This is a genomic window from Veillonella caviae (genome assembly GCF_003992125.1).
In the GTDB taxonomy this organism is placed as follows: Bacteria; Bacillota; Negativicutes; order Veillonellales; family Veillonellaceae; genus Veillonella; species Veillonella caviae.
Map to the genome: position 1 here is coordinate 45,375 of NZ_RQUY01000007.1, position 24,440 is coordinate 69,814.

Here is a 24,440-nt window from a genome sequence, read left to right on the forward strand (position 1 = left end):
AGTATTAGAAGTAAAAATTAAAATTTATATATACTGTTTTCGTTATTACAAATATCTTACTGCTCTTAACAACAAGAGTCCAACTAGTTACCTGTATTTTTCAAAAGATCAACACCTGCAATACCAGGTCGGGTCATTTCCTTTGGAGATAAGATATAATTAATTTCTTCTTCTGTCAACAAACCTTCTTCCAAAATAATATCGCGAATAGCTCGGCCAGAAGTGTACGCCTCTTTTGCTAACCCTGATGCGGTTTCATAACCTAAATGAGGTAATAAAGCCGTAACGATACCAACGGATCGATTAAGCCAATATTCACATTGCTCTCTATCCACCTCAAGATCCACAAGCAACTTATCAACAAAGGTATTTACACCATTTTTCAAATAACACAAATTGTTAAATAAGTTATATGCCAACACAGGTTCCATTACGTTTAACTCAAATTGACCATTTTCTACAGCTAATGTGATAGTAAGATCATTGCCGATAACTTGGTAGCACACTTGGTTCAATACTTCTGCGATAACAGGATTTACCTTACCAGGCATAATGGAGGACCCCGGTTGGCGTGGTGGTAATTTTAATTCCCCAATACCACAGCGAGGACCAGATGCCATCAAGCGAAAATCATTAGCCATTTTGATGAGTACTAAGGCTGTAACTTTTAAACCACTAGAAATATCTGCAAAAATATCAGTATTGTTAGTCGCATCAATGAGATTATCTGCAGTGTAGAATGGTTCACCTACAACTTCACTCAACTCATAGGCTACATCTTCAATATAACTAGGTTCTGCATTGAGACCTGTACCTACAGCAGTAGCCCCCATATTAATAACATGAGCACCTTCTACCGCCGATTTAATTCGTTTAATACCGCGGCGCACACCAGATGCATAAGCAGCCATTTCTTGCCCTAATGTAATTGGTACAGCATCTTGCAAATGAGTGCGACCCATTTTTAAAATTTCACTGTACTCTTCAGCTTTTTTCTCTAATTCATCAACAAGACGTTGTAATGCTTCAAGTAGAGGTTTCGATTTCAAAATAGCACAAACCTTAATAGCTGTTGGGAAGGCATCATTAGTGGACTGTGCCATATTGCAATGATTATTGGGACTCACAATATCATAAGCACCTTTTGGATGACCTAAAATTTCTAATGCACGATTTGCCAATACTTCGTTCATATTCATATTAACAGATGTACCTGCACCGCCTTGAATCGGATCTACAGGGAATTGATCTGCCAATTCGCCGCGAATAACTTCATCAGCAGCTTGCACGATAGCTTTGCCAACAGATACATTGAGGCGACCAGTTTTCATATTTGCCATTGCAGATGCTTTTTTTACCATCGCCAAGGCTTTGATAAAATCTTGATCTAAATGTTTGCCTGTAATGTGAAAATTTTCTAAAGCACGGATGGTTTGTACTCCATAATATAACTCATCTGCTACTTCTAATTCACCTAGAAAATCATGCTCTTTTCTCATACTAAGCCTTCTTTCTATATTATGAATACCATTGTATTAACAATCATTATTATATCGACTTCATTATAGCATGTATTTTGTATACATAAAAGTCATTTTATATATTCTGTAAAAACAATATTCTATATAATCTCAATGATTCAAATTTGATACAGTCTCACCCATTTTGTAGTGCAATATTTTGATTTTCTTTACATTCACTAAACAAAAAGAGAATCTATATTATGTATGCTTTCACAATCCGTCAGTGCTTAGTAGTTTTACAGAAGTATTGATATTAATGATACGTAATATATAGTACAATAAAAGAAATCAATTTATGTAAGGGAGTTTTACCATGATTAACGTCAATCACCTAATAAGGATGTTCTGCTTATTCCTCTTCACCGTCGTAGGCTACGGTTTCTATAATGCCTATCTACCGATCACAGATCCAGTAGAATCTAATTATGTACTATCTGCCGTTACCATGCTTAAACATAATTCTTGGATATCCCCCATGATTTATGATAATGTGTGGTACGACAAACCACCGCTCACCTATTGGGTACTGATGATTACATACAAACTATTTGGTATTTCCGATTTTACATCGCGTATTCCCAATACATTAATTGCAGGTATATCAGTTAGTTTTATATATCATATCGTGTATCGCATCAAACAATCCATCCCGATTGCCATAACTAGTGCCATATTACTTATGAGTACATTACAATTTTGGTACATATCCCATGCAATCATTACCGACGGTTTCCTGTTTTTCTTTTCCCTCGCAACCTTCGGCTACGCTTATCTTGCTTTAGAATATCACGACCGCAGTGCCATGGTGAAAGCATACGCCGCCACAGGCTTTGCTATTATAACAAAGGGTCCTATTGGATTACTATTGCCGGGATTAATTTTACTCCTCTTTACCTTTGTAAAAGCTTTGCAATCAAAGGATAGTAAATGCAAAGCGTTGCTCCAAGAATGGCGTATTCTATTTAATCCCTTAGGAATCCTAGTTTGCTTACTCATTGCCAGTCCATGGTATATCGCCATGTACAACATGCATGGCATCGATTTTATTCTCGGATTCTTAGGGCTGCATAATGTGGACCGTGCTCTTGTATCAGAGCATCCTAAATTCGATGTGTGGTATTACTATCTCATCATTGTGCCCATAGCACTATTACCTTGGACACCGCTATTGATATCGAAGCTCCGTAAATTAGATTGGCACCATAATTTTAATCAACTTAGTGCTCTTTGGTTTTTCATCATTATCCTATTTTATTCATTAGTAGCTACTAAATATTTAACCTATACATTACCAGCCATTATTCCATGTATTATTTGGACGGGTGAGCAATTAGTCTCAGTATTACACAATAGATTTAGCGATTGCAAGAATTCATTCGCCTTTATAAAGCTGGTACTCACACCTTATATCATTTTTAATCTTATATTCCTAATAGCTACGTTCTTTGATTCTTCTCTTAGCCCTACTCCACTCATCATAAGCAGTATATTATGTTTAGGTAGTTGTATTATTATAACCCGTAGAAAAACAATCACAAAATCTACTATCATGTATCTAATACTCCCAATCCTATGTATATACTCTGCCATCACCATAACTGTTCCACCAATATTAACATCACAATCAGGTATACAATTTAAACCTTATCTTCAAAAAGATATACCAACCTATATACGGCACCTACTATACCTCATTAATCTATTATACAGACACAATGCCAACTCAAGTATTTGTAGATACAAAAGACGATCCACGTTGGACTAAAGGCAAAAATTTAATGCCTACTATCACAAAACAAGAACTCTTAAACAATAGCAAAAACCTTAATAAAGCTATTGTTATTGTACCCAATAAATATGATAGAGATTTTATTACTACCGAAATATATCAACAAAGTAAAAAAATCGGTCAAACTAAGTCTGGCAAAATCTACCAATTACATTAATTCTATAAGCAAAATCCCTCTTCTATCACGATGAGGGATTTTCTTTGTTTCTCGTTAATACATTTAGGGATTATAGAACCCGCTATAGGACGAAACAAGTATGTATTTGATTATACAAAAAAGGCGTACCTCTCGGTACGCCTTAATATGTTAGGGCTAAGAATTATTTCAATTCTACGGATGCGCCAGCTTCTTCCAATTGAGCTTTCAAAGCTTCAGCTGCTTCAGTTGGAACGCCTTCTTTTACAGGTGCAGGAGCGCCGTCAACGATAGCTTTAGCTTCTTTCAAGCCAAGACCAGTTGCTTCACGAACAACTTTAATTACGTTGATTTTAGATGCGCCAGCATCTTTCAAGATTACGTCGAAAGAATCTTTAGCTGCGCCAGCACCAGCATCACCAGCTGCTGCTACTGCTACAGGAGCTGCTGCAGTTACGCCAAATTCTTCTTCGATTGCTTTTACAAGATCATTAAGTTCAAGGATAGTTGCTTCTTTCAATTCAGCAACGATGTTTTCAATGTTCAATGCCATTTTAGATTTCCTCCATAAAATAGTTTTTATTGAGCTAGTACTAAGCGACTAGCGGATAATTTGCAGATATTATTCTGCAGCTTCTGCTGGTTGAGCTTCTGCAACAGCTTTGACAGCGTATGCAACGTTGCGAACAGGAGCTTGCAACACGGAAAGCAACATGGAAAGCATACCATCGCGATTTGGAAGGTTTGCAATTGCTTTAACTTGAGCAGCATCCATAACTTCGCCTTCAACGATACCAGCTTTAACAGTAACAACTTCTTGTTCTGTAGCTTTAATGAATTGTTCGATTACACGAGCAGGTGCAACAGCATCTTCTTTAGAAGTAGCCAACGCAGTTGGGCCTTCCAAATGCTCAGTGAAACCTTCAAGATTCAATTCGTTTGCAGCAATGCGAGTCAAAGTATTTTTGATTACTTTGTATTCAACACCTTCAGCCAACATTTTGCGACGAAGATCAGTAGCTTGAGCTACAGTCAAACCAGAGTAACCAATCAATACAGCACCTTTTGCTTCGGAAAGAGTTTCTTTCATTTGAGCAACAATTGCTTTTTTTGATTCAGTGACAGCCATTAGATTACCTCCTTATAGATTTTTGTGGTGCTCTATGTACTATCTTAGCGTAAAAAGACCTCACCGTTGCCGATGAGGTCGTAACTATCCCAGTTTATTCTAGGTGTCAGCCTCAGCGGGCGGATTTTCATCCATTATACATACCTGCCGTCTACAGCTAAGAGACATATGTGATTATTGCTCTTTGGAAACTGCGCTCAATTTGAACACATTCAAAGGCACACCAGGGCCCATTGTAGAAGCCAAAGTTACAGATTTAATATATTGACCTTTAGCAGCTACAGGTTTAGCCTTGATAATAGTATCAACGATTGTACGATAGTTGTCAAGTAATTTTTCATCATCGAAAGACGCTTTACCGATGGAGCAAGAAATAATACCTGCTTTATCAGTACGGTATTCGATTTTACCAGCTTTGATTTCGTTTACTGCACGAGCAACGTCTGGAGTTACAGTACCAACTTTAGGGTTTGGCATCAAACCTTTTGGACCCAAGATTTTACCAAGACGGCCTACTTGGCCCATCATGTCAGGTGTAGCAACTACTACGTCGAAGTCACTCCAACCACCTTGGATTTTTGCTACCAACTCTTCAGAACCAACGAAATCTGCGCCAGCATCTTCAGCTTCTTTAATTTTGTCGCCTTTTGCGAATACAAGAACGCGTTTAGTTTTGCCAGTACCATGAGGCAATACTACTGCACCACGAACTTGTTGATCAGCGTATTTAGGGTCGACATTCAAGTTGAAAGCGATTTCAACTGTTTCATCGAAATTTGCAGTTGCAGTTTTCTTAACAAGCTCAATTGCTTCCACTGGCTCATAAAATTTACCAGCTTCAATAAGTTTTGCTGCTTCAGCGTATTTCTTACCTACTTTTGCCATTATAATATCCTCCTTATGTGGTCAAACGGGAATTCCCTCCCACCGATTAGCGCCTATGCACCAATCGTACGCTTATTAGTCAACGATTTCAATGCCCATGCTGCGAGCAGTACCTTCTACCATGCGCATACCTTGTTCTACGGTATTAGCATTCAAGTCAGGCATTTTTGTTTCAGCAATTTCACGAACTTTATCGCGACTTACTTTAGCTACTTTATCACGGTTAGGTACACCAGAACCTTTTGGAATACCTGCAGCTTTTTTCAACAATACTGCAGCTGGTGGAGTTTTTGTGATGAAGTCAAAGCTACGATCTTCATATACGTTAATAACTACTGGAATGATCAAGCCCGCTTGTTTAGCAGTACGTTCGTTGAATTCTTTTGTGAAAGCAACGATATTAACACCTGCTTGGCCTAGTGCAGGACCAACTGGTGGTGCTGGAGTAGCTTTAGCGGCTTCAATTTGTAGTTTTACTTGTTTAACTAATTTCTTAGCCATGGGTAATTAAACCTCCTATGCTTATACTGTGGTGGTAACGGATCTACATCCTCCCACTGGCAACCAAAATCGATTGCACTTTTAGAGTTATAGTATATATATTAAAGAGTTTTTTCAACTTGAGAAAACTCTACCTCTACCTCTGTGTCTCGGTTGAACATCTCAACGTTAAGTTTTAATGTTCCTTTTTCAGGGTTAATTTCGGTAATAACACCTAGTCTATCTTCAAAGGCTCCGGACGTAATGCGTACCGTTTCACCAACTTCTACATCGATGTTGATTGTTGGTTTCTTATCCAAGCCCTGAGACTTAAGTATATGTTCTACTTCGGAATCAGAAAGTGGAACTGGTTTTGTAGCAGAACCAACGAAACCAGTTACACCTGGTGTGTTGCGTACAACATACCAAGAACGGTCGTTAACTTCCATCTCAACCAATACATACCCAGGAAAGATCTTACGTTTTACTACTTTTTTAACCCCATCTTTTTCATCCACTTCATCTTCAAGAGGTACTAGAATACGGCTAATTACATCTTGTAGACCCATAGATTGAACCTTAAGTTCAAGAGTGGTTTTTACTTTATTTTCGTAGCCTGAATAGGTATGAATTACATACCACTTCTTATCTGCTTCCATGTAATGGCCCCCTATCCAACAATGCGCAACAACAAATTAAATAGTTGAGCAAAAATCGCATCATATACATAAATGAGTAAGGCGATAAAAATCGTTACCAAAAATACTACAATTGTGTAATTGATGAGCTCTTTTCTTGTTGGCCAGACTACTTTTTTCAGTTCAGCCTTTACACCGCGGAAGAATTTACCAAATCCACCACGCTGCTGCACTGCTGAGTTAGACTTTGCCATTTGTTCACATCCTCAAATCAACAGGTAATGAATGATAAGAATTATTTTGTTTCACGGTGTAATGTATGTTTACCGCAGAATTTGCAATATTTCATCATTTCAATACGATCAGGATTGTTTTTCTTATTCTTGTTCGTTTGATAGTTACGTTGTTTGCAATCTGTGCAAGCTAAAGTAATGGCATTACGCATCCGGATACACCTCGCTTTATATGTTAATCTAAATATGTCTCTTGTACTCGAAAATCGGTCGACTACATACTAAAAAACTATATCATATGAGTCAAGCGATGTCAAGTTTTTGAGCAACTCAAAAAAGCCAGGCACATATCTCCTGGACATGTTTAGTATAACAAAGAATAACTGCTATAGCAAGATGCTACAGCAGTTATTCTTTAAAAATGCATCCTCAAAATAGAGGATGCATTTTTCTCCATATATAATATATAGGTTCTAATCTCAGATTAGCCTTTTAGCCTTCGATTGCAGTAACTACGCCAGCGCCTACAGTGTGACCACCTTCGCGGATAGCGAAACGAAGACCTTCTTCGATAGCGATTGGAGTGATCAATTCGATATCCATAGTTACGTTATCGCCAGGCATACACATTTCTACACCTTCAGGAAGGTTTACAACACCAGTTACGTCTGTTGTACGGAAGTAGAATTGTGGACGGTAGTTGGAGAAGAATGGAGTATGACGGCCACCTTCTTCTTTAGTCAATACGTATACTTCAGCTTTGAATTTAGTGTGTGGGTTGATGGAACCTGGTTTAGCCAATACTTGACCACGTTCGATGTCTTTACGGTCTACACCGCGAAGCAATGCACCAACATTGTCACCTGCTACTGCAGAATCCAAAGTTTTGCGGAACATTTCAAGACCAGTTACTACGTAGGAGTCAGCTTTTTCTTTCAAACCTACTACTTCTACAGTATCGCCAACGTTTACTTCACCACGTTCAACACGGCCAGTTGCTACTGTACCACGACCTGTAATTGTGAAAACGTCTTCTACTGGCATCAAGAAAGGTTTGTCAGTATCACGAACTGGAGTTGGGATGTAAGCGTCTACTTGAGCCATCAATTCTTCGATAGCTTTTACGTATTCAGCATCACCTTCCAACGCTTTCAACGCGGAACCAGCGATTACAGGGATGTCATCACCAGGGAATTCGTAGGAGGAAAGCAATTCGCGAATTTCCATTTCTACTAATTCTAACAATTCTTCGTCGTCAACCATATCTTTTTTGTTCATGAATACAACGATAGCAGGTACACCTACTTGGCGAGCCAACAAAATGTGCTCACGAGTTTGTGGCATAGGGCCATCCGCAGCGGATACTACCAAGATAGCACCGTCCATTTGAGCAGCACCAGTGATCATGTTTTTAACATAGTCAGCATGGCCTGGGCAGTCAACGTGTGCATAGTGACGGCTGTCAGTTTCGTATTCAACGTGTGCAGTGTTGATTGTGATACCGCGTTCACGTTCTTCTGGAGCTTTATCGATCATGCTGTAATCTTGGAAATCAGCTTGACCTTTTTCAGCCAATACTTTTGTGATTGCAGCTGTCAAAGTAGTTTTACCATGGTCAACGTGACCGATTGTACCGATATTAACATGCGGCTTATTACGTTCAAATTTTTCTTTTGCCATTTTAGGAAATAATCCTCCTTTTGAAAAACAAAATACTTTATAGTATTACTATATAATAATAAACTATTTTAATCAATGGACTATTCATCCCTTACACATCATTATACCATACTGTGCAAATCTTTAATAAGTCCCTATCAGCGCAGGCATAGTCTAATATCCATATGTCCAATAAAGTTTGTTAAAATCGGCTCTATCATAAATGTTAGGCATACATTCCCACATCTAACAAAGTCCTCTTAAAACCCAACAATAATTTATAAAACACAAAAACTCCTATCCTATAGACATCTATAGTTAGGAGTAAAAACTTCACCAAGTGAAATTAATGGTGGCGGCACACGGATTTGAACCGCGGACACACCGGGTATGAACCGATTGCTCTAGCCAACTGAGCTATGCCGCCATGTATGGAGCTAGTGACCGGGATTGAACCGGTGACCTTATCCTTACCAAGGATACGCTCTGCCGACTGAGCTACACCAGCACAATGAACGTTCACGTCACTGCAATTATGGTTGCGGGGACAGGACTTGAACCTGCGACCTTCGGGTTATGAGCCCGACGAGCTACCAACTGCTCCACCCCGCTATGTAAATGGTGGAGGGAGAAGGATTCGAACCTTCGAAGTCGAAGACGGCAGATTTACAGTCTGCTCCCTTTGGCCGCTCGGGAATCCCTCCAAAATAAAATGGAGCTGGCGATAGGAATTGAACCCACAACCTGCTGATTACAAGTCAGCTGCTCTACCTATTGAGCTACGCCAGCATCATTACGACAAGATGTATTGTATCATCTGCCACACTAAGTGTCAAGAACTTTTTTAAACTTTTTTAATTAAGTTCTCGTTCTTTCACTGCGGTGTTCCTTAGTGCTATATCAATATATCACGAATGAATTTCTAATGCAAGTATTTTATCAAAAAAATTTTATTTTTCATTTCAAAAATAGCCAAAAACCAGCAAAACCTAAGTATTATCTAGATTTTGCTGGCTGTTATTGTAGATACAATATAAAATTAGCACATATATCTTTAAAATCTCACTAACGGTTACCGCAATACAAGCAGCAACATACAGTCTGCATAACACATAATGAATCAGCAGAGTATTTTAATCAATTACAATTACATGTTCTGGTTGTGAAATAGTAACCACTGCATGTTTCGGATTGTTATTATGTTCTAAATAGAGCTGATCGCCTTCTAAGTGACCACGCCATCCAACCACGATAGGATAGGTTTTACTGATTGTTTTCAAGATATCTAAAGGTTCTAAATTCAAAATAGGCGCAAACAACACATTAATACCATCTAAGAGGACTACCTCCGTATCACTGCGGGTTAGAGCCCGTCTTATCACATCCTCTGCGAGTTTAGGACGTTCGTCACGAGGAACTAACAAAAACTCCTCTTCAATGAGCTGTTTCGCTTCTAAATATTTCCATCCTTTTTGCTCAGCTAATTCACGAATCAACAAACTTTTGCCAGAACCAGGACCACCTACGATGAACAATATACGTTCTTCATCACCTTGAATTTGCTCCCAACGTTCTTTCACATCTTGTACAGTAACCATATCCTTTACCTCCTCGCTTAGATAAACCTACTTAACTGGTCGATCAGATAACATAACGGATTTGATATATTGGTTTTTATCATCTAAGGCGAACTGTAAATAAGAAGTATTCGACCTTGGATTTTTGTACTCATATACAGTAGCTGTGCCATTATCTGTGCTAGATTCTACGATGCGTGTCGGCATACCGTAGACGAATAGCAATAGATATTTTGTATCCCCTATGGAAATTCCCCGTCTCGTCGGTGTATATATATTGAGTAATACCCGATTGATAAGAGATGCTTTGTCCACACTGACACCATATTCATTATAGCCAATAAAACTGGAACCAAATAACATACCTTGGGTGCGCCATTCACTATTCGAATCATTGGAAAACTTTTGATTCAAATGCAACCCACGCAAAACAAAATCATCCTCAGTCAATTGCCCTGCCTTAAAATCATACATATCCGTAGTTGGCAGACCAAAACGAGGCCATACTTGCCCATCTATAATATCAATTGATTCAATATTATTCTTCTTGATGGTGAAAGCAATATACGCAACCCCTTTTTCTATAGCACGCTTAGATTGGCTATTATTATTTGTATTCGCTATAACAGGAGTAAACTCCTTTTTTTCATTCCATACTTTTTCGTTATCACTTTTATATAAGAATATATAAGATTCATCCGATGAATTACGCCACATCGCATTAGGGCTACCATATGCAAAAATCATTTCCATACGAGAAGTACCAATGCCAACATCGCGGACAGTACTTGCTTGCTTATCTGTAGTATGAATATTTGTAATAGCACCTACAGGATACAAATAAGTAGCTCCTTGTCCGCGCAACTGATGATTAGTTAGTCTGGATTTATCCGGTCCAGTATATACAGTTATATCCATATGTTTCTCATGATATGTCGTGAACACACCTTTTACTGTTTTCTTGGTAGCTAATGCCGGTGTATAAATATCACCAATAGCATACCCATGGGTAAATGCTGTATCAGCAGTGTCATCACGTAGTTTATCATCACCAGAATTCATCTCAGCTGATGATGATTTTCCGTTTTTGATAAACACTAAAAAATCGTCTAACACTCCTAATGCAGGTAAATTATTAGACGTATAAGAACGACCGATATCAGCTAAATTATTACGCGTATCAGAAGGCATTTCTCCATCATTTTCACTGGCTGCTTGCCAATATTGAAGAGAATCTCCAAAAGCGGTCACCGCCAATTGCTCTGCTAGCCAACCTTTTTTAGAGCGTATTGTTTCATCATTAGTTTTAATAATAATAATTGGTGTCGGCTCTTCCGTAGCATAATTAACATTATCATCGCTAACTTCACGGGCCGTATCATCTACTGCATGAGGTACAGTACTGTCCCCTACATCACCAACCACCGTATCTGCTGCAACAGATGCAACACGCGTTGTATTGATATCATTAGCTAAGCGTATAGCATCATCTACAACAGAAGTCGCCGACGCAGGGACTACAATCGATACAAACGCAGCAGCTAACGCCATCTTAGATAGTACATATTTCATTAATTATTCTCCATTTATACAACTCATTTGAAATTCATTACAGCATCTGCATCACTAAATTTACGCTGCAGATGTATCGTGTATTTCTATTCTAACTGAGTTCTTATCGGTACATCTTCAATTGTTCTTTTAGCCAATCAATCCAAGTTGCTAATCCATCTTTCGCAATACAGCTCACTTCAAATATAAAACCTTGAGGATTTAAATTCCGAATGTCCTTCACCGCTTTATCCTTATTGAACGGCACATATGGTAGCAAATCTATTTTATTCAGCAATACTGCTTTTGATTCTTTAAAAATCAATGGGTATTTAAGAGGTTTATCTTCCCCCTCTGTAACAGATAAAACTGTTACTTTCATAGATTCGCCAATTTCAAATTCTGCAGGGCATACTAAATTACCAACATTTTCAATGATAATCATATCCAATGTATCAAGGTCTAAGTCCTCCACCGCATCTTGAATCATGTGAGCATCTAAATGGCACCCACCGACCGTATTGATTTGAATAACAGGCACTCCCAATGCATGAATACGTTCTGCGTCTTGGTTAGTAAATAGATCACCTTCAATAACAGCGATGTTATAATCTTTCACCAGCTCTTGTAAAGTGGCCTCAAGCAAAGATGTTTTACCAGCCCCTGGAGACCCCATTAAATTAAATACGAATATGTTTTTTTCTTTAAACAATCGTTGCAAATCGCTAGCAATGGCATCATTTTTAGCGAGCACATTTGTTTTAACTTCTACTTGCATACTAACCTCAATCTATATCAATTGATGTGACTTGCAATTCGCGCCCTCCAATAGTATTGATATATTTACTTTCACAATGTGGACAAATAAAGGCATAATTTTGCACATCAAATACAGCATCACAATCTAAACATTGTCCAGTAATAGGAATGGTGTGAATATCAATTTTCGAACCTTCAGCAGCTGTTCCCTTGACAACAGCATCCCAACAAAATAAAAGCGCATCTGGTTCAACTCCACTCATAAGACCCAAATCGAGTTGCACGGAGTGAATGATAATTCCATTATTTTGTCTCATCGTATCTAAAGCAATATCCAAAATACCTTCAGCAATGGACATTTCATGCATGATAAGCCTCAAATACAGCTTCTAACATCATAGTAGTTGTTACAGAACCAACACCGCCAGGCACAGGTGTAATAGCACTAGCTACTTTACTAACAGCAACATAATCTACATCGCCTACAGTTTTTCCATCTAATTCATTAATACCTACGTCGATAACAACAGCGCCGGATTTCACCATGTTGTCCGTAATCATATGAGCACGCCCTGCTGCGGCAATAACAATATCAGCTTCTCTTACATGACTCGCCAAATCGGCAGTGCGAGAGTGGCAAATAGACACCGTTGCATGACGTTCTAGTGCCATCAATGCCACTGGTTTACCAATCACTTGGCTACGCCCTATAACCACCACGTGTTTCCCTTCTAAAGGAATACCATAATGATCGAGAATAGCGATACATGCCTTGGCTGTACAAGGAACAAAACCGCCTTTACCAGCCGTTACAAGACCAATATTATGGGTTGTTAGTCCGTCTATATCCTTTTTAGGGTTTAACGCATCAATAAGCGCTTCTGTATCAATATGTTTCGGCATAGGCATAAGTGGCAAAATACCATGTACCGCATCATCATTATTCAAATCTGTTAAAGCAGCGAATACCTCTTCATTCGTTGCCGTAGCAGGTAATTGTTTACGAACAAAGCCATAACCAAAATTTTTTGCTGTTTTTTCCATAAAATCTGCATACATATTGGCCCCATGGTCATCCCCTACAAGCAAAATAGCCATCGTGATTACGCCTTCACCAATGGATGTCATTTTCTCTTGCAAAATCGTTTTATGTGCATCAGCAACTGCTTTTCCTCGTAATTCTAACATTGTTATCTCCAATTCTTATATCTGTGAAATTTATATTAATGATTAAAATGAACCGTTATAGCTGTGCCCTGTTTAACAGTGGTGCCTGGCATTTCATCTTGTGATACAGCACGTCCCGTGCCATCAGGTTTAAAATTAAGGCCCGCCTGATGTAGCCAATCCCGTACTTCTCCGAAAGTAAATCCTGTAAAATTTGGCAACGTAATACTACCTGAACTACTTGAATTCACAGGTGGCAATGTTTTTACTGGCACTGTAGATACGGCTACTTCATCCTTTACATAAGGAGATAATTGGTAATACCTTACTAGCTGAACCATAATATCTTTAAACACAGGCGCCGCAATTTGCCCACCATAAATAGAACCTTTTTGCGGATCATCGATAGCGACGAGGACTACAAATTTTGGGTCTTCTACAGGTCCAAAACCAATGAAGGATGCAATATATTGTCCATCTAAATAGCCACCGTTTTGAGTATCCAATTTTTCAGCTGTCCCTGTTTTACCACCGAAATGATAGCCCTCTACCATCGCCTTAGTACCACCACCTTCGGACACCTCTTTTTCAAGAATATCTACAACAGTCTTAGCCGTTTCTGCAGGAATCGGTTGACCTACCACTTGCGGTTCTGTAGTGCTAGTCACCTCTCCTTTTACATCGCTATAAGATTTAATGATATGCGGTTTCATCATGGTGCCCCCATTGGATAAAGCACCAAAAGCACGTACCATTTGCAACGGTGTTACAGCCACACCTTGACCAATTGACATAGTTGCTACATCTAATTTACTCATATCCGTTGGGTCGTATAGAATCCCTTCCCCTTCCCCAGGAAGTTCAATACCCGTAGTAGATCCAAATCCATAGGCACGCACATATTTAGATAAAATCTCTGCCCCTGTAGTAGTACCAATTTCTGCCATCCCTGTATTGATAGAGAATTTTAGGATATCCAGAAGCTTAACAGGTCCATAACCTTCTCCATTCCAGTTTTGCATCACGTGACCATTAGCTACAAAAGCGCCTTTATCATTATACACTTGTTCTAATTTCCACTTACCAGATGCCAATGCGGCAGATGCGATAAGCGGTTTAAAGGTAGAGCCAGGTTCATACAAATTAGTGACTGCAATGTTCTTAAAGTCTTCTTCTGACCCTTGATTATAATGATTTGGATCATATGTTGGTCGGTTTGCCATAGCCAAAATTTCCCCTGTTTTAGGGTCCATAATAATAACACTAGCATGTTTGGCAGCAGTATATTCCATGGCTTTATCAAGAGCTCGTTCCGCAATGAATTGAACATTTGCATCAATAGTAAGTGTCACACTTTTACCCTTGTCAGGTAAAAATTTCGACAATACAGACCCAAAAATAGCGTACCCTTTATTATCAGTGGCCACTAGTTCTTGCTGTGTACCACCCTTGAGTTCGTCATCCAATACCATTTCAAGGCCATCTAATCCTTTATCATCAGTGCCTACAAACCCCAGCACTTGTGCAGCTAAATTGCCATTTGGATAATATCGTTTAGATTCCTCTACAAAATTGATACCCACCAGTTTTTGTTCATCAATGATAGCTTGTACAGCTTTTGATTGTGCTGGTTCCATCATGCGATTAATCCACACAAATGCAGTATCCTCTTGCAAAGCCTTCACAATATCATCCTTACTCATCTCTACATAAGGAGCAAGGAGTTCCGCCATGTCCTGAGGTGATTTATTGATCATTTTCGGATCCGCATATAGTGATTTTGTAACCACACTCATGGCTAATGGCTTGCCATGACGGTCATAAATAGTGCCTCGCGGTGACTGTAATTTTCTATCCACCTGCACTTGGCTCAAATTCTTCGCTTGTAACTCAGACTGGTCTATCACTTGCAAGTCTACCAAACGATACACCAAAACGAGTACGACAACTAAAAATGCTCGTGCACAAAATTCGATTCGTTTATTCTGACTCCCTGACAGATTTATATTTAACTTGAATTTCATTATACTATTCCCTATTCGGTACGTTGAAATTTATGAACTAACGCCGCATACAAAGCATCTGGCTCATTTTGTATGACCCCATTTTGTACCTGTTGTAATAAATATTGCAACCCCTTTGCCACGCGATTGCCTGCCACATCAAAAACCCGTTGGTCGTAATTCAAATCCTTAGTGTGCACAGGCATAACTAGACTCAAATCAGCCATACACTCACCAAAGGCTAAGGTACCATCTGTACTAGCATACGATTTACCACACCCCAGTACATCAGCGGCGCAAACCTTTGCTAGTTGTTGCCATGCTTCACGCATAATGGCACTATCTCTGAATTCACCACTACGCGCTTCCTTGCGCAACCACTTTTTTTCGTCCGCTTCTTGATGCTGTGAAAAGAAATGAAATCGCATATGATTTTTCACAATCCATGACACGCGACTAGCAAATTGTTTATTATATCCCAATCGAATCAACAAATCATACGCCATATTGGCTCCCATTATGTCATGGCCCCTGTCTGTGAGGCGTCCATTAATAATCTCGCGAATGGCAGGCATTCCCTTTGCTACATCGTGCAACAAAGCTCCCCATCGTAATATTAAATCTGGCTCTGTATGAGCTACAACAGCTAATGTATGATACCATCCATCAAATTCATGAAATGCTTTTTCTTGTGGCAAATCCACCAAATGATATAGCTCTGGTAAAATGGGCACTTCTCGAATGACACCATTCTCCACAACTCGACAAGAGCATTCCGCTAATCTTGACTGAACTAATACATCCAGCCCTTTGGCCACTGCTGGTTCTAACAACAGCCGATTTAATTCATTGCGCACTCTTTCTAGTGAAAGCCCTGATACTCGATGAAATGCCTTTGGCATGGCATCTAGCAAATCTCTAGACGGCAAAAAATCAAGCTTTGCTACAAAACGACAAGCTCTGAACAATCGAAGTGCATCTTCTTGGAACCGATCCTCAGGGTTACCAATAGTACGCAAAATTTTATGCTTTATATCACGACGACCACCGACAAAATCGACAATTTCTTTATAGCGGTTCATGGCTATACCATTGGCAGTGAAATCACGGCGCTTCACATCTTCTGCTAAACTATCGGCATAGATGATTTCCTCTGGACGATGACTATCTACACCATAACGCTCCTTTCGATATGTAGCAATTTCATAATGTTCACCATCTACGACAGCTACTACAACACCAAACGATTTGCCTACTACGCCAGGCGTATCGATACCATATTCTCCTAGAATCTCTACAACCTGCTCTGGTCGGGCGGACGTAACGATATCAAAATCATGAGGCTCCACATGCATAATCATATCGCGCACAGCACCACCAATAATATACGCCTCAAAGCCAGCATCCTCTAAAATTGTTAACAAGCGTAATGCGCGTTCCATAGGAACCTCCTTTCTGCCGAATCCGTCTCATCTATTCATTGTACTACAAATAGATAAACGAAAAAAGGCTCGTATACCACAAGACATGATATACAAGCCTTCTTATTTTATGATAAACACCCGCTATAATGACTATCATCTAGAGCAGATATCTACGATTGCATTATAAAGACCTTACCTTTTCCGCAATAGCCAATCCTGTCGGTGTCACAGCAAGACCACCATCGCTTGTTTCGCGCAACGCCGCCGGCATAGCACGACCGATATTATTCATCGCTTCCACAACATCATCTGGTGGAATTTGACTTTCTATACCTGCCAATGCGAGTTCTGCAGCTGTAATAGCATGAACCGCATAAATACCATTTCGCTTCACGCAAGGCACCTCAACGAGACCTGCCACAGGATCACAGGCAAGACCGAGGAGATTTTTCATACACAACGCAATAGCATTGCCTACTTGATGCGGTGTGCCCTCCATCATTTCTACGATAGCTGCCGCCGCCATACATGCAGCAGTGCCAATTTCCGCTTGGCAACCACCAACAGCACCAGCAACACAAGCGCGGTTGGCTACCACATTCCCCACACCAGCTGCTGCAAGAAAACCTTTTACCATGCCCTGCCTATCGATGTCATAATGCTCCGCCACGGCCTGTACCACACCGGGCATAACACCACAGGACCCAGCTGTAGGACATGCTACAATACGAAACATTTTAGCATTTGCTTCATTTACCGCAATGGCATAGGTCATTGCTTTATATGCGATATCGCTCATAAATAGAGGTTTACGTTCATACAACCTTGCCGCATCACCACCAGACATATCCGATTGTGTTCTATCGAGGTGAGTTAAACCATCCTTGATAGAGCTTTCAAAAATAGCGAGACGACGTTCAATTTCAGCAGTAATTTCCGCTTCGTTGCGGTCGTATTTTTCTAGTTCATTACGCAAAATGACATCACTAAAGGAAATTCTATGTTCCTCACTAAGGCGGAGGATATCACCAATAGATTCATATGTATAACTCATATCATCCTCCTACAATGCCTCAAAGGTCATAACATCTTGTATACCTGGGCATTCGCGCATAAATTGTACCGTAATAGGATTCACCACAGTGTCAGTGGTAATGACCATCACCGCGTCCTTATATTTTTCTTTTCTAAATACCCGCATAGAGGCGATGTTAATATCCGACTCACTAAGCGCTTGACTAATGAGGGAAATCGCGCCTGGCCGATCCTCGTGAAACACAACAAGAGTAAACTCGTCACCAGTAATTGACATATCGTTGCCGTCCACTTCGGTAATCATGATTTGACCGCCCCCGATAGAACGGCCCACCACTGACATATGTCGATTATTGGCACCGAACATATCGAATTTCACCACATTGGGATGTCCAATATCGAGAGGGGATTCTATGAAAGTATAGTCTAATCGAGATTCATCTGCTAGTTCCTGAGCATGGCGAATACGAGCGTCATCCTCTTTAAACCCTAAAAGACCGCCCAACAAAGCACGATCCGTGCCATGACCTTTATAAGTTTTTGCAAATGACCCATACAAAGTCATTTCTACACGTTGTGGCGTAGCACCGAAAATACACCGCGCCATTTTTCCTAGCCGCGCCGCCCCTGCAGTATGCGAACTAGACGGCCCAATCATAACGGGGCCTATAATATCAAAAATGCTGTTCATTGTAGGACCTCTACAGATAATACAAATGTAAATGTTATATCTATATTATATCAAGAAAATTAAACACACAACACAAAAAGACCACACCGCCCAAAGACGATGTGGTCAATATAACAACAGCCCTATCATAGAGGAGTCGAGATTAGTCTATTGTTAATACTTTCGATTTTTACTAGCCCAAGATAGCTTTCATATCAGCTTCTGGTGTTGTAATAGGATGCAATTGGAACTTGTCTACTAGAATGTTTAGTACATTGCTAGAGAAGAATTTAGGCAAGGATGGTCCGATGTAAATATTGCGGATTCCTAAAGCCAATAATGTTAACAAGATGCACACAGCTTTTTGCTCGTACCAAGACAATACAAGTGTCAATGGCAAATCGTTTACGTCGCATTCAAATGCGCCAGCCAATGCTACAGCCACTTGAATAGCAGAGTATGCATCGTTACATTGCCCCATATCGAGGATGCGAGGGATGCCGCCAATTTCGCCGATATTAAGGTCATTGAAACGGAATTTGCCGCATGCCAATGTCAATACTACTGTATCTTGTGGTGTTTGTTTAACGAATTCTGTGTAGTAGTTACGACCTACTTTAGCACCGTCACAACCGCCTACAAGGAAGAAATGTTTAATAGCGCCAGCTTTCACAGCATCAATAACAGTATCAGCAATACCAAGTACGGTGCCATGACCAAAACCTGTAGTTACTTCGTGACCGCCATTAATACCAGTGAAATGTTGAGCTTCTTTGTAGCCACCAAGTTCGATAGCACGATTAATAACTGCGCTAAAATCTTTAGTGCCATCAGCTTTTTCTTCTACGTGTGCACAGCCATCAAAACCTACCATATCTGTAGTAAAGATATTATTTTTGTAGTTTTCTTTAGGTGGCATAATGCAGTTTGTAGTGAACAAGAATGCGCCAGGAACATCAACGAATTCTTTTTGTTGGTTTTGCCATGCTGTGCCGAAGTTACCTTTCAATTGAGGATGTTTTTTCAATTCAGGGTAAGCGTGGCAAGGAAGCATTTCACCATGGGTATAAATGTTAACACCTTTACCATCTGTTTGTTCTAACAACATGTTAAGATCGTGTAAATCGTGACCTGTTACAACGATGAAAGGACCTGGTTCGATTGTCAAAGGTACTGTTGTTGGCACTGGAGTACCATATGTTTCAGTATTTGCTTTATCGAGGATAGCCATACATTTCAAGTTGATATGACCGAATTCCATCAATAGGTTCAACCATTCTTCTGCGCTGTGGTCTTTGGCAAATTCAACCATACCTTTTACGAACCATGCATCAACATCAGCATCATGAAAACCGAGGCGTGCTGCATGCCATGCATAAGCAGCCATACCGCGCATACCAAGTAATAATGTAGAGCGAAGAGATACGATATCTTCTTCACCTTTCCACAATTGTTCCCAATCAAAATTTTGTTGAGTGCTATCAATTTTCGCATGATATGCATTTACTTCGTCGATGAATTCTTGCATACGATCTTCAGAGAAGTTTACGTTTGTTACACACATGAACAAACCACGCATTAAATAATCAATGCCTTCTTTTGTGTGACCTTTAACATCTAATGCACGAGCTAAGCCAACCAAAGCAGCCGTTAACTCATCTTGTTGATTTGCAACAGTAGCAGTTTTACCACATACGCCTTGTACAGTACAGCCACCTGGTGCTGCCGATTGTTCACATTGATAACAGAACATGCTCATTATAGTTCCTCCTTTGCGAGACTTCCTCGCATCTTAGACTCTAACACATATACGATACGCTCGTTTTTACGAGTATGATTCGTGATTACATTGAAAGTATACCCTATACGTGTTACAATTTCTGTAGCTTGAGCAACAAAAATAAAACTTTTTAGAAAATATTATAGTCCTATGACTATTTACAATTATTATACAATAATTATTGCTATTTATCGGTATCAATCATCACAAACAAGATGAATCGATTAAGCATACATTTCATTATAAAAATATAGGAGGTTTCCATGATTAAACAAATCTTATCGGAAACTATCATCAATCAATATATGCCTGTCTTAAAAAAATGCCCTCTCTTTAAAGGTTTAGACACACCTGAATTAAAAAGCTATTTACAAAACGCGAAAGTTATCATCCAATCTTATAAGAAAAATGATTTCATTGCTATTTCTGGAGATTCTATGGAAGGCATCGGTGTCATTTTGGAAGGTAGCGCTATGCTTACTAGAGAAAATGTACTGGGCCAACGCGTCATTATGGCCAACCTTGAATCATCTGCCATGTTCGGTGAAGCATTATTATTTAGTAAACTCCCTCTCTGGCCAGCTACCATAAAAGCTATGAAACCATCAAAAATCATGTTCATCCCTTTAGAGACCTTTATTGAAACATTACCAGATTGTCATCAATGTCAAACAAAAATCCTTTCTAATCTATTAGAAGATTTATCAGAAAAAGCATTACTCTTAACTCGTAAAGTACATTATTTAACATTAAAGGGCATGCGCGAAAAAATCTTTGCTTATTTTACAGATTTACATACCATCCAACATAGTGAAACCCTTCTGTTACCTCACAATAGAGAGCAAATGGCGGAAGTTCTCAATGTATCTCGCACAGCCCTTAGCCGTGAGCTTGGTCGCCTTCGCGATGAAGGTATTATCGATATTAGCGGCAAAACAGTAACACTATTAGAATTAGAAGAAATTATGGAATTTGGATTTAATAACTAAATAAAAGTCACCCACAATCGATTCTTATAATCGTTCAGATACAGAAAACGCCTGCAACTTAACTGTTACAGGCGTTTTTTGCATGCTTAGTGCAATCCAACAACACTATATATTTTATATACTTTAGAACCAACGAGATAAATCGAATTCTTCTCCAATCGTGGCTTTCACATGAGCACGTCCTAAATAAAGCCCTAACAATGTTAGGGATATACGACTCATTGGGCTTGTATCATATACGTCAGCCAAATCTGATAGAACTGGCGAAATATTATCCATAATTTCCCGTGCCTCTACTCCTCTAAAGGCAGTCGGTTTACTTTTCATAAGCGCCAACAAATCACGTTGTACCACAGCATCAGAAATACGCGTTTCACGGAAGAATCGCGGTGCTAACGATTCATCAACCATAGCCAATTTATAGAGGTTTGAGTTTAAACTACGTACTACAAACCGCGAATCTACGCCACGGCCATCGGTAACACGGAACAATTCTTCTTTTGTAAAACCGCGGAAATTGAATACAAATGGATAAGAATTGCTCAATAATTGCGTCAATGTTACTTGTTCCCGTTCGGACTGCGTGCAGCGTAAATATTCAAGTTGACGATAGAATGAATTATCTAATGGCAAATCTGAGATAAAAGGTTCGATATATTTTTCCACATAATGTTTAAAATGAATTCGCCCATAATTATTAGAATTACGGGAGTACTGTAACATCAAAGTTAACGCCATCACTTGGAAATGCCCCAATGTAAGATGTGGCAACACGCGCAACGCATCGAAGGCCACTAAGTATGGCGTACTCGATTTAGGTGATTGCACTACATCAAGGAATGACTCAAGAGCTGCCATTTTCATCCAATCTGTAGGCGTCGCAGCATAAGCTTTTTGCATCGCCATCAACGCTTCTTGAATAATGATATTGTGAAGCAATGCATTGACTTCGCTAAGTTTTAAAATTCCTAGGGCCGCCAAAGCTTCACGAGTAATATCCTCAACGTAATGTAGCGAATCTCCACGAATGACACCAAAAGCCTGTATAAATGGTTCTACAGCCATAGCTACACGCTTATCCTCTTGCGCCGCTTGTGCCCATTGTCCAGTAGCTGGTTCTTCGTCTTCCACTACTGATTGCATTAACTCTGCATCGATTTCCGCAGCATTAAATAATCGCGTTTCTTCTAACATGGAAGGACCTTGTGGTTTAGATATTTCCACTCCTTCAGCACCAATCATTTGAGTTGATTCTAAGGAAATTTCACGAGTAGCTTCTAGTACATCCACAGACTCGCCAAGGGCGATTGTGTCCTCTACTGCACTTGGTTCAACTGAGATACATTGACTATCATCACCATTTGCAGTAACTGTATCACAATCTAATAACTCCGCTGTAGCACTAGTACCTGCATCCTCTACATGATTAGATTCAGTAGTAATGTTGCTTTTACTAGGCTCTTTATATTTCGGCGCAATATGCACCTTTTCTTGTTCATACAAGGTACGATGGTCATTTTGTTTTTTAGTTGGTTCTAAACTTTCAAAATTTTCATTTTTATTAAATACCGCGTAGCACACCAGAAAAAATCCAATCGCTACACCAGCTAATACGACATAGGGAATCAAACCTGACATCATGGTCTCCTCTTACAACAATGATTCATTGTACACAGCTCGGCTGCCACCAATACTCTTAGGGCGCACACGACATGCTGTTACGTGAGCATTGCCAATTTCTTTAATGGACATGCGAACCGGCACCGCCACATGTTTCATATGCATGCCAATGAAAGTATCTCCTATATCGATACCACCATGAGCTTCAATATATTCCACTGCTGCCGGGTTATTAAACCGCGCATAGGCAGTCATCGCCATGGCACCACCAGCATGCAATTGAGGTACTACATTAACTTCTTCTTCCCAAGTGATAGCACTTCGCTCCACAATGAGCGCACGGTTTAAATGTTCACAACATTGCACTGCTAATTGAATACCATATTCGTGCACTGCCTTATATATTTCATCGAATACTACCTCAGCCACATCGATATGAGAATCGGTGCCGATTTTATTTCCCCGTACTTCACTAGTCGAGCAGCCAACTACAAAAAATTGACCTGGTTCCATTTTTGCTACAGCCAATAACTCTGACATAGCTACACGAGTAGACTCGCGAATTCCATCTATAGTATGCATAATCTCGCCCCTCTTCGTTGCTAAATAGTCTATATGTATGTTAACACAAAATGCAGTCAATTTGTAGAGTTTACTAAAAAGGAATACATTAAATTGCATAAGACTTTATATAATACTAAAAGGGCTTATACCATTATGCTGTTATAACAGGATCTGCGCATAGTAATATTGGCTCTTGTATGTAAAATACAAAAAGAGGCTTGTTACCAAGCCTCTTTCAATCACTCAATGGTGATATTAGATTTTTCTGTAAGGTTTTTGACCTTCTTCGTAGAAGTTGTTACCTTCAGTATCACCAACTACGATGCATGGGAAGTCTTCAACTGTCAATTCAGCCAAAGCTTCTGGACCAAGTTCACCATATGCAAGTACTTCGTATTTTTTGATGGATTTAGCAATCAATGCTGCAGCGCCACCAACTGCTGCGAAGTATGTGCAACCATTTTTCTTCATGGATTCAACTACTTCTGGTTTACGGGAACCTTTACCAATCATGCCTTTGATACCTTGATCAAGCATTGTTGGTGTGTAAGCATCCATACGACCGGAAGTTGTAGGACCAGCGGAACCAATTGGATCACCAGGTTTTGCAGGTGTTGGGCCAAGATAGTAAACGAATTTATTAGTCCAATCGATTGGTAATTTTTCACCACGTGCCAAAGCTTCAGTCATAACTTTATGAGCAGCGTCACGAGCGGAGTAAATTTTGCCAGTGATAAGAACGCTATCACCAACTTTTAATTTACGGGAAAACTCTTCATTATATTCTTCAGTATTAATACGAATTGTTTCAGACATATTATTTACCTCC

24 protein-coding genes and 5 tRNA genes are annotated in these 24,440 nt (G+C 39.6%); 2 read left to right on the forward strand and 27 right to left on the reverse strand.

Annotated elements, in window-relative coordinates:
* Positions 1–83 precede the first annotated feature (83 nt).
* Entirely contained in the window at positions 84–1,499 is a 1,416-nt protein-coding gene (locus EO120_RS03980; RefSeq protein ID WP_127134202.1) for an aspartate ammonia-lyase, read from the reverse strand.
* A 337-nt stretch (positions 1,500–1,836) separates the two neighbouring features.
* On the opposite strand from EO120_RS03980, the gene EO120_RS03985 reads away from it, so the two are divergent.
* On the forward strand, positions 1,837–3,288 hold the full coding sequence (locus EO120_RS03985) for an ArnT family glycosyltransferase (protein WP_338142079.1): 1,452 nt from the start codon (positions 1,837–1,839) through the stop codon (positions 3,286–3,288).
* Positions 3,289–3,632: 344 nt separating this feature from the next.
* On the opposite strand, the gene rplL is transcribed toward EO120_RS03985, so the two are convergent.
* The 23 genes from rplL to hcp all read right to left on the reverse strand — a co-directional run bounded on the left by rplL (position 3,633) and on the right by hcp (position 20,417).
* On the reverse strand, positions 3,633–4,001 hold the full coding sequence (rplL, locus tag EO120_RS03990) for a 50S ribosomal protein L7/L12 (protein WP_127134203.1): 369 nt from the start codon (positions 3,999–4,001) through the stop codon (positions 3,633–3,635).
* Between the two features lie 69 nt (positions 4,002–4,070).
* Positions 4,071–4,577 (reverse strand): 50S ribosomal protein L10, encoded by a 507-nt coding sequence (rplJ, locus tag EO120_RS03995; RefSeq protein ID WP_127134204.1) that lies wholly within the window; start codon positions 4,575–4,577, stop codon positions 4,071–4,073.
* Between the two features lie 174 nt (positions 4,578–4,751).
* On the reverse strand, positions 4,752–5,462 hold the full coding sequence (gene rplA / locus EO120_RS04000; RefSeq protein ID WP_127134205.1) for a 50S ribosomal protein L1: 711 nt from the start codon (positions 5,460–5,462) through the stop codon (positions 4,752–4,754).
* A 75-nt stretch (positions 5,463–5,537) separates the two neighbouring features.
* On the reverse strand, positions 5,538–5,963 hold the full coding sequence (gene rplK / locus EO120_RS04005; RefSeq protein ID WP_127134206.1) for a 50S ribosomal protein L11: 426 nt from the start codon (positions 5,961–5,963) through the stop codon (positions 5,538–5,540).
* A 101-nt stretch (positions 5,964–6,064) separates the two neighbouring features.
* Entirely contained in the window at positions 6,065–6,601 is a 537-nt protein-coding gene (gene nusG, locus EO120_RS04010) for a transcription termination/antitermination protein NusG (RefSeq protein ID WP_127134207.1), read from the reverse strand.
* 11 nt (positions 6,602–6,612) lie between these two features.
* Positions 6,613–6,834, reverse strand: a complete 222-nt coding sequence (gene secE / locus EO120_RS04015) for a preprotein translocase subunit SecE (protein ID WP_127134208.1) — start codon at positions 6,832–6,834, stop codon at positions 6,613–6,615.
* Between the two features lie 41 nt (positions 6,835–6,875).
* Entirely contained in the window at positions 6,876–7,025 is a 150-nt protein-coding gene (rpmG, locus tag EO120_RS04020) for a 50S ribosomal protein L33 (RefSeq protein WP_004693530.1), read from the reverse strand.
* Between the two features lie 280 nt (positions 7,026–7,305).
* The gene (tuf, locus tag EO120_RS04025; RefSeq protein WP_127134196.1) at positions 7,306–8,493 is read right to left on the reverse strand and encodes an elongation factor Tu; all 1,188 of its coding nucleotides are present in this window, start codon (positions 8,491–8,493) and stop codon (positions 7,306–7,308) included.
* A 329-nt stretch (positions 8,494–8,822) separates the two neighbouring features.
* Positions 8,823–8,899 (reverse strand) — tRNA-Met (locus tag EO120_RS04030).
* Between the two features lie 5 nt (positions 8,900–8,904).
* Positions 8,905–8,980, reverse strand: a tRNA-Thr gene (locus EO120_RS04035).
* Between the two features lie 28 nt (positions 8,981–9,008).
* Positions 9,009–9,084: transfer RNA gene (locus tag EO120_RS04040), tRNA-Met, on the reverse strand.
* Between the two features lie 7 nt (positions 9,085–9,091).
* Positions 9,092–9,176, reverse strand: a tRNA-Tyr gene (locus EO120_RS04045).
* A gap of 9 nt (positions 9,177–9,185) precedes the next feature.
* A tRNA-Thr gene (locus EO120_RS04050) sits at positions 9,186–9,261 on the reverse strand.
* 344 nt (positions 9,262–9,605) lie between these two features.
* Positions 9,606–10,070 (reverse strand): BREX-3 system P-loop-containing protein BrxF, encoded by a 465-nt coding sequence (gene brxF, locus EO120_RS04055; RefSeq protein WP_127134209.1) that lies wholly within the window; start codon positions 10,068–10,070, stop codon positions 9,606–9,608.
* 27 nt (positions 10,071–10,097) lie between these two features.
* Positions 10,098–11,621 carry a hypothetical protein gene (locus EO120_RS04060; protein WP_241234875.1) on the reverse strand — a complete coding sequence of 508 codons (1,524 nt, stop codon included), beginning with the start codon at positions 11,619–11,621 and terminating at the stop codon, positions 10,098–10,100.
* Positions 11,622–11,724: 103 nt separating this feature from the next.
* Entirely contained in the window at positions 11,725–12,378 is a 654-nt protein-coding gene (gene hypB, locus EO120_RS04065) for a hydrogenase nickel incorporation protein HypB (RefSeq protein ID WP_127134210.1), read from the reverse strand.
* 7 nt (positions 12,379–12,385) lie between these two features.
* Entirely contained in the window at positions 12,386–12,727 is a 342-nt protein-coding gene (locus EO120_RS04070) for a hydrogenase maturation nickel metallochaperone HypA/HybF (RefSeq protein WP_127134211.1), read from the reverse strand.
* Positions 12,720–13,547 carry a bifunctional 5,10-methylenetetrahydrofolate dehydrogenase/5,10-methenyltetrahydrofolate cyclohydrolase gene (locus tag EO120_RS04075; protein ID WP_127134212.1) on the reverse strand — a complete coding sequence of 276 codons (828 nt, stop codon included), beginning with the start codon at positions 13,545–13,547 and terminating at the stop codon, positions 12,720–12,722. The genes EO120_RS04070 and EO120_RS04075 overlap by 8 nt, the downstream gene beginning before the upstream one ends.
* A gap of 35 nt (positions 13,548–13,582) precedes the next feature.
* The gene (locus EO120_RS04080) at positions 13,583–15,532 is read right to left on the reverse strand and encodes a penicillin-binding protein (protein ID WP_127134255.1); all 1,950 of its coding nucleotides are present in this window, start codon (positions 15,530–15,532) and stop codon (positions 13,583–13,585) included.
* A gap of 29 nt (positions 15,533–15,561) precedes the next feature.
* Positions 15,562–16,971 carry a CCA tRNA nucleotidyltransferase gene (locus tag EO120_RS04085; protein ID WP_127134213.1) on the reverse strand — a complete coding sequence of 470 codons (1,410 nt, stop codon included), beginning with the start codon at positions 16,969–16,971 and terminating at the stop codon, positions 15,562–15,564.
* Positions 16,972–17,134: 163 nt separating this feature from the next.
* Positions 17,135–18,007 (reverse strand): L-serine ammonia-lyase, iron-sulfur-dependent, subunit alpha, encoded by an 873-nt coding sequence (sdaAA, locus tag EO120_RS04090; protein ID WP_127134214.1) that lies wholly within the window; start codon positions 18,005–18,007, stop codon positions 17,135–17,137.
* 9 nt (positions 18,008–18,016) lie between these two features.
* Positions 18,017–18,679 (reverse strand): L-serine ammonia-lyase, iron-sulfur-dependent subunit beta, encoded by a 663-nt coding sequence (sdaAB, locus tag EO120_RS04095; RefSeq protein ID WP_127134215.1) that lies wholly within the window; start codon positions 18,677–18,679, stop codon positions 18,017–18,019.
* Between the two features lie 172 nt (positions 18,680–18,851).
* Entirely contained in the window at positions 18,852–20,417 is a 1,566-nt protein-coding gene (gene hcp / locus EO120_RS04100) for a hydroxylamine reductase (protein WP_127134216.1), read from the reverse strand.
* Between the two features lie 284 nt (positions 20,418–20,701).
* On the opposite strand from hcp, the gene EO120_RS04105 reads away from it, so the two are divergent.
* Entirely contained in the window at positions 20,702–21,427 is a 726-nt protein-coding gene (locus EO120_RS04105) for a Crp/Fnr family transcriptional regulator (protein WP_127134217.1), read from the forward strand.
* Positions 21,428–21,550: 123 nt separating this feature from the next.
* Here EO120_RS04105 and EO120_RS04110 read toward each other — a convergent pair whose 3' ends face one another.
* The 3 genes from EO120_RS04110 to EO120_RS04120 all read right to left on the reverse strand — a co-directional run bounded on the left by EO120_RS04110 (position 21,551) and on the right by EO120_RS04120 (position 24,427).
* A complete protein-coding gene (locus EO120_RS04110) occupies positions 21,551–23,065 on the reverse strand; it encodes an LPO_1073/Vpar_1526 family protein (protein ID WP_127134256.1) in 1,515 nt (504 codons plus the stop codon).
* A gap of 12 nt (positions 23,066–23,077) precedes the next feature.
* Complete coding sequence (locus tag EO120_RS04115) at positions 23,078–23,629, reverse strand: TIGR01440 family protein (protein WP_127134218.1); 552 nt, start codon at positions 23,627–23,629, stop codon at positions 23,078–23,080.
* Positions 23,630–23,866: 237 nt separating this feature from the next.
* Positions 23,867–24,427, reverse strand: a complete 561-nt coding sequence (locus EO120_RS04120) for a Fe-S-containing hydro-lyase (RefSeq protein ID WP_127134219.1) — start codon at positions 24,425–24,427, stop codon at positions 23,867–23,869.
* Between the last annotated feature and the right edge of the window lie 13 nt (positions 24,428–24,440).

Excerpts from the sequence above, each read along its gene's own strand:
- rplK (WP_127134206.1), bottom strand. The coding sequence starts at position 5,963 with ATGGCTAAGAAATTAGTTAAACAAGTAAAACTACAAATTGAAGCCGCT.
- rplJ (WP_127134204.1), bottom strand. The coding sequence starts at position 4,577 with ATGGCTGTCACTGAATCAAAAAAAGCAATTGTTGCTCAAATGAAAGAA.
- rpmG (WP_004693530.1), bottom strand. The coding sequence starts at position 7,025 with ATGCGTAATGCCATTACTTTAGCTTGCACAGATTGCAAACAACGTAAC.
- sdaAA (WP_127134214.1), bottom strand. The coding sequence starts at position 18,007 with ATGAGTTATACATATGAATCTATTGGTGATATCCTCCGCCTTAGTGAG.
- EO120_RS04105 (WP_127134217.1), top strand. The coding sequence starts at position 20,702 with ATGATTAAACAAATCTTATCGGAAACTATCATCAATCAATATATGCCT.
- EO120_RS04085 (WP_127134213.1), bottom strand. The coding sequence starts at position 16,971 with ATGGAACGCGCATTACGCTTGTTAACAATTTTAGAGGATGCTGGCTTT.
- EO120_RS04060 (WP_241234875.1), bottom strand. The coding sequence starts at position 11,621 with ATGAAATATGTACTATCTAAGATGGCGTTAGCTGCTGCGTTTGTATCG.
- EO120_RS04075 (WP_127134212.1), bottom strand. The coding sequence starts at position 13,547 with ATGTTAGAATTACGAGGAAAAGCAGTTGCTGATGCACATAAAACGATT.
- EO120_RS04070 (WP_127134211.1), bottom strand. The coding sequence starts at position 12,727 with ATGCATGAAATGTCCATTGCTGAAGGTATTTTGGATATTGCTTTAGAT.
- rplL (WP_127134203.1), bottom strand. The coding sequence starts at position 4,001 with ATGGCATTGAACATTGAAAACATCGTTGCTGAATTGAAAGAAGCAACT.
- tuf (WP_127134196.1), bottom strand. The coding sequence starts at position 8,493 with ATGGCAAAAGAAAAATTTGAACGTAATAAGCCGCATGTTAATATCGGT.
- hypB (WP_127134210.1), bottom strand. The coding sequence starts at position 12,378 with ATGCAAGTAGAAGTTAAAACAAATGTGCTCGCTAAAAATGATGCCATT.
- nusG (WP_127134207.1), bottom strand. The coding sequence starts at position 6,601 with ATGGAAGCAGATAAGAAGTGGTATGTAATTCATACCTATTCAGGCTAC.
- EO120_RS04115 (WP_127134218.1), bottom strand. The coding sequence starts at position 23,629 with ATGCATACTATAGATGGAATTCGCGAGTCTACTCGTGTAGCTATGTCA.
- EO120_RS03985 (WP_338142079.1), top strand. The coding sequence starts at position 1,837 with ATGATTAACGTCAATCACCTAATAAGGATGTTCTGCTTATTCCTCTTC.
- EO120_RS04110 (WP_127134256.1), bottom strand. The coding sequence starts at position 23,065 with ATGTCAGGTTTGATTCCCTATGTCGTATTAGCTGGTGTAGCGATTGGA.
- EO120_RS03980 (WP_127134202.1), bottom strand. The coding sequence starts at position 1,499 with ATGAGAAAAGAGCATGATTTTCTAGGTGAATTAGAAGTAGCAGATGAG.
- sdaAB (WP_127134215.1), bottom strand. The coding sequence starts at position 18,679 with ATGAACAGCATTTTTGATATTATAGGCCCCGTTATGATTGGGCCGTCT.
- rplA (WP_127134205.1), bottom strand. The coding sequence starts at position 5,462 with ATGGCAAAAGTAGGTAAGAAATACGCTGAAGCAGCAAAACTTATTGAA.
- secE (WP_127134208.1), bottom strand. The coding sequence starts at position 6,834 with ATGGCAAAGTCTAACTCAGCAGTGCAGCAGCGTGGTGGATTTGGTAAA.
- brxF (WP_127134209.1), bottom strand. The coding sequence starts at position 10,070 with ATGGTTACTGTACAAGATGTGAAAGAACGTTGGGAGCAAATTCAAGGT.
- EO120_RS04120 (WP_127134219.1), bottom strand. The coding sequence starts at position 24,427 with ATGTCTGAAACAATTCGTATTAATACTGAAGAATATAATGAAGAGTTT.
- hcp (WP_127134216.1), bottom strand. The coding sequence starts at position 20,417 with ATGAGCATGTTCTGTTATCAATGTGAACAATCGGCAGCACCAGGTGGC.